11 protein-coding genes are annotated in these 11,555 nt (G+C 43.6%); 9 read left to right on the top strand and 2 right to left on the bottom strand.

Going from position 1 to position 11,555, the window contains the following annotated elements; genetic code table 11:
* Positions 1-177: 177 nt before the first annotated feature.
* From B4K20_RS05230 to B4K20_RS05190, 9 genes are all read left to right on the top strand, one after another.
* Complete coding sequence (locus B4K20_RS05230) at positions 178-840, top strand: tetratricopeptide repeat protein (RefSeq protein WP_289282133.1); 663 nt, start codon at positions 178-180, stop codon at positions 838-840.
* Entirely contained in the window at positions 821-1,480 is a 660-nt protein-coding gene (locus tag B4K20_RS05225; RefSeq protein ID WP_286304570.1) for a response regulator, read from the top strand. The genes B4K20_RS05230 and B4K20_RS05225 overlap by 20 nt, the downstream gene beginning before the upstream one ends.
* Entirely contained in the window at positions 1,477-2,808 is a 1,332-nt protein-coding gene (locus B4K20_RS05220) for an ATP-binding protein (protein WP_289282132.1), read from the top strand. Before B4K20_RS05225 ends, B4K20_RS05220 begins: the two co-directional genes overlap by 4 nt.
* On the top strand, positions 2,801-3,124 hold the full coding sequence (locus B4K20_RS05215; protein ID WP_286304572.1) for a cupredoxin domain-containing protein: 324 nt from the start codon (positions 2,801-2,803) through the stop codon (positions 3,122-3,124). The genes B4K20_RS05220 and B4K20_RS05215 overlap by 8 nt, the downstream gene beginning before the upstream one ends.
* A 5-nt stretch (positions 3,125-3,129) precedes the next feature.
* Entirely contained in the window at positions 3,130-3,909 is a 780-nt protein-coding gene (locus tag B4K20_RS05210) for an FTR1 family protein (RefSeq protein ID WP_289282131.1), read from the top strand.
* On the top strand, positions 3,906-4,592 hold the full coding sequence (locus tag B4K20_RS05205; protein WP_286304574.1) for a hypothetical protein: 687 nt from the start codon (positions 3,906-3,908) through the stop codon (positions 4,590-4,592). The genes B4K20_RS05210 and B4K20_RS05205 overlap by 4 nt, the downstream gene beginning before the upstream one ends.
* A gap of 337 nt (positions 4,593-4,929) precedes the next feature.
* A complete protein-coding gene (locus tag B4K20_RS05200; protein WP_289282130.1) occupies positions 4,930-6,027 on the top strand; it encodes an efflux RND transporter periplasmic adaptor subunit in 1,098 nt (365 codons plus the stop codon).
* 2 nt (positions 6,028-6,029) lie between these two features.
* Complete coding sequence (locus tag B4K20_RS05195; RefSeq protein WP_289282129.1) at positions 6,030-9,092, top strand: efflux RND transporter permease subunit; 3,063 nt, start codon at positions 6,030-6,032, stop codon at positions 9,090-9,092.
* Entirely contained in the window at positions 9,089-9,385 is a 297-nt protein-coding gene (locus B4K20_RS05190; protein WP_286304577.1) for a DUF3240 family protein, read from the top strand. Before B4K20_RS05195 ends, B4K20_RS05190 begins: the two co-directional genes overlap by 4 nt.
* Here B4K20_RS05190 and B4K20_RS05185 read toward each other — a convergent pair.
* Positions 9,375-10,046, bottom strand: coding sequence for a transglutaminase-like cysteine peptidase (locus tag B4K20_RS05185; protein WP_289282128.1), 672 nt, complete (start codon positions 10,044-10,046; stop codon positions 9,375-9,377). The two genes, B4K20_RS05190 and B4K20_RS05185, sit on opposite strands and share 11 nt — an antisense overlap.
* A 14-nt stretch (positions 10,047-10,060) precedes the next feature.
* On the bottom strand, positions 10,061-11,555 hold a 1,495-nt coding region (locus B4K20_RS05180), incomplete at its 5' end, for an EAL domain-containing protein (protein ID WP_289282127.1).

Raw genomic sequence — 11,555 nt, 5'->3', positions numbered from 1 at the left:
ACCTGAGCAAGTAGCGAATGCCATTGTCGACTTTTTGCTTACGGATAAACGAAGACATTATTTTGGCTGGCCTGAAAAACTGTTTGTCAGAATCAACAGTATCCTGCCAGGCATTGTTGATAAATCAATTATCAAACAACTACCTATCATAAAACGTTATTTTTAATGGAGAAAATGATGAAAGCGTATATATTCTCAATGATTCTGGGGCTGGTGAGTCTACCTGTCAGTGCCGATGTGATGCAAAGTGTTGCTGATTTGCAGCATGACTGGGCTAAAGTGAATTACACTTTAACAGGTGATGCACAAGAAAAAGCCTTTGAAAGCTTGGTTGAAAAAGCGAATAGCGTGGTGAAGCAATATCCAGATGCGGCGGAATCACATATCTGGCGTGGCATTATCGAATCAAGTTATGCCGGTGCCAAAGGTGGTCTTGGTGCTTTATCACTTGCCAAAGCCGCAAAAGCAGACCTTGAACAGGCGATGAAACTAGATGATACAGCACTGGACGGTTCGGCTTATACCAGCCTTGGAACCTTGTATGCAAAAGTGCCTGGTTGGCCTATTGGGTTTGGCGATGATGACAAAGCCGAAGTGATGTTGAAAAAAGCCTTGACCATCAATCCAACGGGCATAGATAGTAATTTTTTCTATGCACAGTATTTAATAGATAATAACCAGTATAAAGAAGCAGAAACTTATCTGTTAAAAGCTCAACAAGCACCTGCCAGACTAACTAGACCCCTTGCAGATGAAGGAAGACAGCAAGAAATCGAAAAAGCCTTACAGCAGGTCAGATACAAACTAGGGAATGATCAACATGCAGGTATTACTCATTGAAGATGATGTTTCACTCGCAAAAGGCTTACAAACCAGTCTGAAAAACGAAGGTTTTATCGTTAATCATTTGAGTGAAGGTAAGCAAGCCATTAATAGTATTGCTTCTTCTGAGCCGGATATTGTGGTGTTGGATCTGGGCCTGCCAGATATGGACGGTAATGAAGTCCTGAAACAAATTCGACGGCGTAATGCTGAATTACCGGTATTAATTTTAACGGCACGTAATTCTATTCAGGATAAAGTCGCAGGGCTCGATAGTGGCGCAGATGATTATCTGGCCAAACCGTTTGAAATGGATGAGTTACTTGCGCGCCTGCGTGTACTGGAACGCAGGCTCAGTAGCCTGAAACATGCTGATCTGACCGTAGGTAATGTGTCCATCGATACTCGTGCCCAGCAGGTGAAAGTTAACGGTGAGAATGTCGACTTTTTTCGTCGTGAATACATGCTGTTAAAAATGCTGATGGAGAATGTTGGCCGAGTGCAGACCCGCGATAGCATGGAAAGTAAGCTTTACAGCTGGGGAGAGGAAATCGCCAGTAATGCGATTGAAGTCCACATTCATCATTTAAGAAAGAAACTCCCTGAGAACTTCATCACAACCGTGCGTGGTGTGGGTTACACAATTAAAACGCAATGAAGTCTATTCGTCTGTATTTATTATTGGCGTTATTGGCCACAATAACGCTGGTAAACTTTGTATCGTTATTGCATGGCTACCAATCAAGCATGCATAAAGCACAAACATTGTTTGATTCCCGGTTAGAAAGTACCGCGATTTTGATTGCCTCTGCCAACTCGCGTCAGCTTGGTAAAGCAACCGTTACCAATCAGCAAACGCCTTATACCTTTTTTCAGATAATTGATGATAAAGGGGCTTTGCTAACACGTTCGGAAAATGCACCCGATAGCGTACTTAGCGACCTTGATGAAGGCTTTCAGAATACGAATTTTGGTAGCTATCGCTGGCGAAATTATGTATACCGTGACAAGGTTTTACAGCGATGGATCGTAGTAGCCGAGCGTATCGATATTCGTTATATGCTGGCTGAAGATGTGGTGATGGAATCATTACTGCCTATTGTGATGGTAATACCTGTAGCCGCATTAATTATCTGGTTTGCAGTAGGGATTGGCCTTAAACCGCTCAATACCTTTGCCAGCCAATTGAGTGAGAGAAGAGCAGATGATCTCCGGCCTATCGAACTGGAGCGTGTGCCAAAAGAATTAACGACTGTGGTGAATAATACGAACAGTCTGTTATTGCGTTTGGCAGAGGCTTTTGACCGAGAACAGCGTTTCTCAGCCGATGCGGCACATGAGTTACGTACCCCCGTCAGCGTGCTCAAAGTGCATTTACATAATTTGCGAGCAAGATTGGGTAATGATGACGAAGACATCATCTTATTGCGTGATGGTGTTGAACGTATGGGACATCTGATCGAACAGATTCTTGCTTTATACCGAACATCACCCGATCAGGCGGCAGTCAAGTTTGAGAGTGTGGATTTATTTAAATTAGTTCAATCACTTATCGCTCGAAGTTATCATGCTTTTGAGTCTAAACAGCAAGAGATAGAAATGGATGGGGAGTCACACATCATCGAAGGTAATGTGTTTGCACTGGAAACGCTGATAAGCAATTTACTAAATAATGCGAATAAATACACACCGGAGAAAGGTCGTATTCATGTGGTGGTGAGGCGTCATGAAGAAGGGGTGTTATTTCGAGTCGAAGACTCTGGTCCAGGCATACCTGAAGAACAGTATCAGCGTGTATTTGAACGTTTTTATCGCCTGCATGGTGATCAGCACAATAGTGGTGTCATTGGCTGTGGACTTGGCTTGACTATTGTTAAACATATTGTTGATTTACATCATGCCCATATTCAGTTGGGGACATCCGCTTGGGGCCATGGATTAAAAGTCGATGTTATATTTCCTCTGAGAGCAGTCAATTATGCGTAGAGTTGGTTTGTTTTTATGCTTATCGTTTTTGGTAATGCCGGTGTTGGCTGGCCCTCCCGTGATTGAAATCGAAATTCGTGATCATCTTTTCTTTCCCGATGAAGTCAAAATCCCTGCCAATACCAAAGTCAAACTGTTGGTGAAAAATATGGATCCGACAGCTGAAGAGTTTGAAAGTTATGAACTAAACCGGGAGAAGGTAATTGCAGGCAATAGTCAGGCATTTATCTTTATTGGTCCACTTCCGGCCGGTGTGTATCCGTTCTTTGGCGAATTTTTCCCTAAAACGGCACAAGGCAAGGTCATAGCGGAGTAAATGACGTGTTACTGAATGCAGTAGTGATTGTTTTGCGCGAGGTGTTAGAAGCCTCATTAATTATTAGTGTATTTCTGGCGCTGAGTCAGATTTTGAATCGCAGTTTAAAATGGATGTTATTGGCATTAATCCTGGGGCTGATAAGCGGCGTTATTTATGCGCTAACGATTCGTCATGTATCAATGGCTTTTGGTGGTATTGGGCAGGAGCTTGTCAATGCCTCGATAAATATTCTGATTTTTATAGCCTTGCTCTTTTTTGTCTATGTGGTGCCTCACCAAAATGACAGACGTTGTCGAGTTTTGACCATTCTGGCCATTATGAGCACCGTTATTTTGGCTATGATGCGCGAAGGATCTGAAGTGTTGTTATTTATCACTGGATTCTTTGGCGTACCGGATTTACTAGGGCCAGTATTAATGGGCGGTGCGGTTGGCGCCGGTCTGGGTGTCAGTGTGGGGGTGTTCATTTATTATTTTATTGTGAACCTTATCCCCCGACATGGTGTGTGGGTTGGCTATCTATTATTGTTATTTGTGGCGGGAAGCTTAATGTCGCAAGCGATAGAGTTCCTGATTCAGGCAGATCTATTCACCTCATCAGAACCTATCTGGAATAGCTCTAATATCATTGATGAACATTCTGTGGCCGGGCAACTTCTGTTTGCATTAGTAGGCTATGAAGCCACCCCTCAAATTAGTCAGGTTATTGCCTACCTTTTCAGTATGGCTACCTTGTTTTGTGTGGCGATGTTCAGCTTTATAAAGCGAGACCGAAACTCATGAAATACCGTTTAATCACCATTGCTAGTGCTTTATTTCTTACACCTCTCCTGGTGCAGGCTGATGGTTCATCCATTGATAAAATCTACCATCCCTATGTGCAGCCATTAGAAAAAGAAGTCGAGTGGCGGATGATTAGCGCTGAAGGCGACAGTTTACAAAAACTCAGTTATGGGCAGTCATTGTCTGATCGACTCTATGTTGAAGGCTATCTTACCGCCAGTGAAGAAAACGATAATTTTCGTTTGCATAGCTATGAACTCGAAGCAAAGTGGCAACTAAGCGAGCAGGGAGAGTACTCGATAGACTGGGGACTGGTCACCGAGCTTGAAAAATCCAATATTCGTGATCAATGGGAAGCAGCTACTGGACTACTCATGGAAAAACAATGGGGTAGATGGGTAGGCGCTGCGAATCTGTGGTTAGAATACGAGTGGGGTGATGATATTGAGGAAGAGCTTGAAACAGCCTTAGGCATGCAAGCTCGTTATCGTTTATCCCCCAGCTTTGAACCTGCTGTCGAATATTATGCTGGTGATGAAACTCGTGCTATTGGTCCGGTTGCACTGGGCGATATTCGCTTTTCTGCAGGAAAAAAACTTCACTGGGAAACCGGGGTATTATTTGGTGTGGGCAAACAGTCCCCTGATGCCACATTACGTTTTCTGACTGAGTTTGAATTTTAGTCAATGTAAAGTTTTGTTAATCATTTAAGGTTTTGTTAATAAGCCATCACTAATATGACGACTATCTCATGAGAGTAGAGCCAAGTGATGCAAACAGGGATAATAAAACACCCGATCGAGATAGACAGTGGGCTGGCAAGCCTTATCAACACACATCTTCAAATACCACATCTGACAAACACAGTTTTGACTTTCCGTTTGAAAAAATCACCTGTGTTTTTTCCTCAAAACTGCCATCTATTCGGCTATCTGATAACGACCATACAAGCTCTGGCTCCCCACATACACTCTTTGGTCTTTACGCTTATTTCATCTCTCTTTTATTCAGGAAAACATGATGTTTAGTAATATATTGCGCCCCTTATTGATGACGATGACTCTTGGTTTATCATCGATCCCTGCATATGCGCAAAGTTTGCAGCTGGATAAAACCCAAATGGACAATCTTGGGGTGTCATATCAGGCTGCGGTATCCGTTTCTGAAACTAAAAGTCATCATTATCCCGCCAAAGTGTCTGTGCCTAATGCGAACCGCCATATTGTTCATACCAGTCAGGAAGGTGTCGTCACCCAAATGTTAGTAGCTGAAGGCGATGTTGTTAAGGCAGGTCAAGTGCTGGCCACACTTAATAGTCCAGCCTTGTTGACGCTACAAACCCAATATTTACAGGCTGAGGGCTTGTTATCGCAATTACTGACCGAGATGCAGCGTGATAAACAATTATTTAATGAAGGCATTATTGCCGAGCGTCGTTATCTGGATGCCAAAACACGCTACCAACAGCAAAAAACACTGGTTGATAGTCAAATTAAAACGCTGCAGCTAGCTGGAATGCCATTAGAAGCCATTAAAACATTAAAGCAACAACAAACCATGGACAGCCACTTACACGTTCGCGCCGCCAGTGATGGTGTGGTCATGGCACAAAATGCGGTGATTGGCCAACGGGTAATGGCATCAGATGTTTTATATGAAGTGGCCGATTTATCAACGCTCTGGTTGGAAATCCATGTACCACTTGCCATCGCCAGTAACGTTAATACTGGCACAAAAGTGGTAGTGTGCGACAGAGATGTCTCAGCTGCTGTTATGACAGTCGGTAGGCAAGTTCATGATATTGATCAGGGCGTGTTAGTTCGCGCACAAACGTCAGTACATACAGAATTGTTGACGCCCGGTGAATTTGTACAGGTTTGTTTTGTGCAAAATAACAGTTCTGTGCTTTATGAGATTCCCTACAAAGCCATATTACGTATCGACGGCATAACCCATATCTTTTATTTTGATGGTCAATCCATCAGTCTGCGCCCTGTGCATATCATTTCTCAATCAGACAATAAAGTGACTGTATCAGATGAATTCTTAAGTACAGGCTATGTGGTAGAAGAAGGCGTGTCCTCACTTAAATCTGCCTGGCAAGCAGTAGGAGAATAGACATGGATGGTCTTATTCGTTTTTCATTGATGCAGCGTCTGATGATGCTGATTCTGGTAGTCGTTCTGATCGGCTTTGGCTGGAAAGCCTTTAACGATACACCGATTGATGCCTTTCCAGACGTCTCGACAACACAGGTAAAGATTATCCTCAAAGCCCCGGGTATGACGCCGGAAGAGGTGGAAAGCCGCATTACCGCTTTAGTCGAAGTTGAGATGTTGGGGATCCCCAAACAACGCATGTTACGTTCAGTTGTTAAGTATGGCCTGACAGATATTACCGTTGATTTTGAAGAGGGCACGGATATTTACTGGGCCCGCCAACAAGTCGCTGAACGTCTTTCAGCCATTAACGATACCTTACCAGCCGATATTCAAGGTGGACTGGCACCGTTAACGACACCTTTAGGTGAAATGTTTATGTTTACAGTAAACAGTCCCACGTTGGATTTAATGCAGCGACGTGAATTACTGGATTGGGTTATCAGACCAGCCTTGCGTAGCGTCGAAGGTGTGGCTGATGTGAATTCATTAGGCGGTTATGTCAAAACTTTTGAAATTATTCCGGATTTAGCCAAGCTGGCTGCATTAAATATCAGCCTTGCCGACATCCAGCACACATTGGAAATGAATAATCGTAATGATGGGGCAGGACGCATCGATGAAGGCGAAGAGGTATTACTGGTTCGTGCACAAGGCAGTCTACAAAATCTGGATGATATAAAACGTTTAGTGGTTAAGTCAGATGCAAATGAACCCGTTTTATTGTCACAAGTGGCAGAATGCCGAATTGGTTCGCTGACACGTTATGGTGCGGTCAGTGCCAATGGACAGGGGGAGGCCGTTCAAGGTCTGGTATTGGGTTTGCGCGGTGCTAATGCCAAGAAGGTTGTCGCCGGTATCGAAAAACGTCTCGCCGAGTTACAACCCTCATTACCAGATGATGTGACGATCGATGTCTTTTACAACCGTGGCGAACTGGTCGCTGATGCCATTCATGGCGTGAATAAAGCATTGATTGAAGCCGTCGTATTAGTCTTGGTGTTTTTACTGTTATTCCTCGGTGATATCCGTGCGGCTATTGTGGTAGCGCTTGTGTTACCACTATCTGCCATGATTACTTTTATCATGATGCGTCAGTTTGGTTTATCAGCCAACTTGATGAGTTTAGGTGGTTTAACCATTGCCATCGGTATGCTGGTTGATGCCGCCGTGGTTGTGGTTGAAAACATCGTTTCACAATTAGCAGATAAATCACGGGCTGCGGTGCTGCCAAGACTGCATTTAATTTATCGTGCAGTGAAAAATGTCTCGGTCCCTGTCACCTCAGGCATCATCATTATCGTTATTGTTTTTCTGCCATTACTGACTTTACAGGGGCTGGAAGGAAAGCTGTTTATTCCCGTGGCCTTGACGATTGTATTTGCACTGGCCGGCTCCTTACTTTTATCACTGACAGTGATTCCTGTGCTGGCCTCTTTTTTACTGAAACACGTCTCTCATGATGAACCGTTGTTACCGAGACTATTAAAAAGACTCTATTCACCGGTATTAGCCTGGTCTCTGGATCATACAAAAAGCGTGGTGGTGATAGCGTTACTGTTATTAGCATTTGCTGCCGTTTTATACACCCAAGTGGGTAAAGCCTTTATGCCGGTAATGGACGAGGGCGACTTGATTGTGCAATTAGAAAAATTGCCTTCAATCACCTTGGAGCAGTCAGTCGCTTTAGATAAACGCGTGCAACAGACATTATTAAAAAATGTGCCGGAAATTACTGGCGTAGTGGCTAGAACAGGGGCAGATGAACTCGGGTTAGACCCAATGGGATTAAACGAAACAGATATGTTTTTAATCCTGAAACCACGTGAGCAATGGCAAGTTGCAACAAAAGAAGACTTAAAGCTAAAAATAAGGCAGGTTCTGGAACAATTTCCAGGTTTGAATTACGGGTTTACACAACCAATTGAAATGCGTGTGTCAGAAATGCTCACGGGTGTCAGAGGTGATCTTGCCATCAAAATATTTGGTGAAGACGGTGAAACGCTCAATGAGCTAGCGAAACAGGTTGTGCAGGTCGTTTCCGGTATTCAAGGCGCTGAAGATGTCATCACCAGCCAGAATGATGGGGCGCAGTATTATCAAATTGATCTGAATGCGTTAACACTAGGTCGTTTAGGCTTAAGTGTTGAAGATGTATTACCACAATTACGCATGCTGGTTCAGGGAAGTCAGGTAGGCACGATTTATCAAGGGGCCAGACGATACCCTCTGGTCATTCAAGGTGAACGTAACTTACAGAAAATGGCTAGTTTGTTTGCGCATGCACGATTAAATGTCGCCGGTAACAGACAGGTGCAAATTTCTGATCTGGCTACATTAAGACGCGTTGAAGGACCTGTGTCTATTCGTCGAGAGCAAGGACAGCGTATGACGGTCGTAGTAGCAAATGTCGCTGATCGTGATCTAGTGAGTTTTGTTGAAGAAGCCCAGGCGGCGGTAGCAAAAAACATCAAGTTGCCTAGTGGTTATCAGTTTTCCTGGGGCGGTCAGTTTGAAAATCAACAGCGAGCAGCTAAACGCTTAATGGTGGTCATTCCTGTAGCTTTATCTTTAATTTTCTTATTATTGTTTTCCACTTTTCGTTCCCTACGCCAGGCCATACTGGTCATGAGTAATGTGCCTTTTGCTATGGTGGGCGGGATAACCGCACTTTGGCTGACCGGTGAATACTTATCCGTACCAGCTTCTGTTGGCTTTATCGCCTTACTAGGTATTGCTGTATTAAATGGCGTGGTAATGGTGAGTTACTTTAATGAGCTGTTAGAAACAGGTATGGCAGTAGATGATGTAGTCAGAGAGGGCGCGATGCGTCGCTTAAGGCCCGTGATGATGACGGCCACCATTGCTGCCTTCGGTCTCGTGCCCTTACTGTTTGCCAGCGGGCCTGGTTCAGAAATTCAGCGGCCATTAGCCATTGTGGTTATCGGTGGTCTGGTCAGTGCTACCTTGCTAACCCTGGTTTTATTGCCATTATTATTCAGACGATTTGGAGTCGCAAAATGACATGTTTATTGGCACTGATTGTGAAGCCGACATTAGAAGCAGCATTAAGTGACTGGTTGTTATTACATCCATCCATTGACGGCTTTACTACACAACAAGCGTCTGGGCATGGTACTGGACACCCTATGAGTATTACCGAGCAGGTGGCAGGGCAACGGCAACAATTGATTTACTGGTTAGAGCTGGATTCTGCGATAGCTAGTACTATAATTGATGAGTTGGCAGCGAATTTTTCAGGATCAGGAATTCATTACTGGCAATTACCGTTATCAGCAAGTGGGCTTATTCGCTAATCGCTTCTTTTGCCTGTTTTTGCATACGTTTTTCTAAGTCCTGCCATAAAGATAAACGGGATGAACCACCGACACGTTGGCCTTCGCCGCGTGACTTGGCCAACCACAAACCAGTACCGTTAAAACTATAAACAGGGGTTAAATCGTTACGCTGGCTGGCAGGTTTGATTTCAGTGATTAAGTTATCCAGCACTAATGGCACAGAGCGTTTTGTTTTGAAGTAGGTCAGTACCATATGAGCTTGATTTAATTCTTTTGCTTTAACGTAGGTGATACGTAATTTGTCTTCATCAACACCTAACTCTTTCAAGGTGAAATATTTGGCTATTGAATAGTCTTCACAGTCACCACCGCCGATAGATAGCATTTCCAGTGGGGTTGCCCAGTAGTCTTTTTTATTCCAGAGATCGATGTCATCGATAAACAACACATTGGTGTTAAAAAATTGATTTACCAGTGCCAGCTTTTCAGCTTCCGGTAAGTCTTTATTTTCGTCCACTAGTTTTTGCCAGTCTTCGACACGCTGACGAGCAAATTTATTATATTGCGCCTCAATATTGTCTAACACACGTGTGCTGATATTGAGATCAGCGACAAGCGGCAACGACAATATCAAACATGTCAGTATCAGCAATAACGACAGAGGGCGTTTAAACAGCATGGATAGCTCAGACTTTAACGACTGATACCGTAGATGCCAGCTTGTTTAACAATCGCAAAATCTTCATCGTTTGTGACTGCCTCAGCAAGTACTTTGATATCCAGCAAGCGAGAGACTTCATGCATAATTTCCAAAAAGTCTGGTTTACTGGCGTTACTACCAATGTTCTGTGTCAAATCACGTGCGAGTCTGATGTAATCCAGATGCAAATGTCGTAACTCATCAATGGCAATAATATCGGCAGAATAACGTTTGATAAGACTATTTGCGCCCAATGACTTCACAAAACGACTGAAGTTAGTAAAGGCTTTGAGGTTTTTAGTGGCGGCATAGGCCGAGACAGAAAAAGTCAGTAACTCAGCAGAAATAACGGACTGCTCGATACGAGATTCCAGCCATTTATGGAAACTGGCTGAATCAATTGAGTCCATCGTCAGGTTGATACTGACAGGACAGCTAATACGATCTTGCTCCATTTTGAGTAGGACTTTGTTCACAATGCAACGGTCCACAGATTCCGACAATCCAAACTCTTGCGCCATAGAGAAAAAAGTCCCGACAGACAGGGTGTTACCCGCTTTATCTTTGACAAAGCTAAAGGCTTCCTGCATCACTTTGACAGGCTTAGGACCATCATAATTATAGGCTTCGGCTGTGAAGTAGATTTCTGGCGTATCACGATTAATAGCGTGGGTAATGGCGGCTTTCCATTCTTGTTCAGAAAGAGAACTGATGGAGTCATCTTTAATGAAAAAGGCGTTTTGTCCAATAATACTGGCCTGCTCATAGGCTTCAATTAAAGCAGGCATTAAACGTTCAAACTCACTGGTGCGATCAAATTTAACTAAACCAATGTGAACCAGATCGTCGACTTCATAATGCTCAGCCAGTTCTGTCATTGCCTGTTGCAGGTTTTTAGCAAATGACTGAATCAGATTGATATCAGACTCATCATAAATAATGGCAAACTCGGCACCATACAGACGATAGGCATGACCATTGCCGGCCACGGCATTGTTCAGTATACGGGCCATATCTTTTAAGAGTGTATCAGCGAGTTGATTCCCTTTTTGTTTACTGATGTCGGCTAAATCAACAAACTTGATGTAACTCACATACCCGGTATGGCCGCTTGATAGTCGCTTTTTCATGTCGGCGGTAAAAGTGGCTTGATTGAGTAATCGGGTTAAGCCATCACGTTTGAGATTATCATTCAGGGCATCGAGCCGTTGATTAAGTCGAGTGATGGTATCGCCAATCTTGACTGACATACTGTTCATAGACTGAGCAACATGGCGGACTTCTTTGGTCCAGGGTAGACGATCAATCGTAGTAAATTGACCGGAAGAAATTTCATTAGCCTGTTTTTGTATCGCTTTAAGCGGTTGTAGCGTAAACCGTAACACCAGCATGAGTAATGCAAATGCACCCACAAAAATAATCACGGAATACAACAAGGTTTCTTTGGCTTGTTTATAGAGTTTCAAATAAGCATAAGCCGGGTTGCTA

This window comes from Methylophaga sp. UBA5088 (assembly GCF_002414625.1).
In the GTDB taxonomy this organism is placed as follows: domain Bacteria; phylum Pseudomonadota; class Gammaproteobacteria; order Nitrosococcales; family Methylophagaceae; genus Methylophaga; species Methylophaga marina.
Note: the sequence above shows the minus strand (reverse complement) of the source record. Positions and strands in the feature narration are given on the sequence as shown.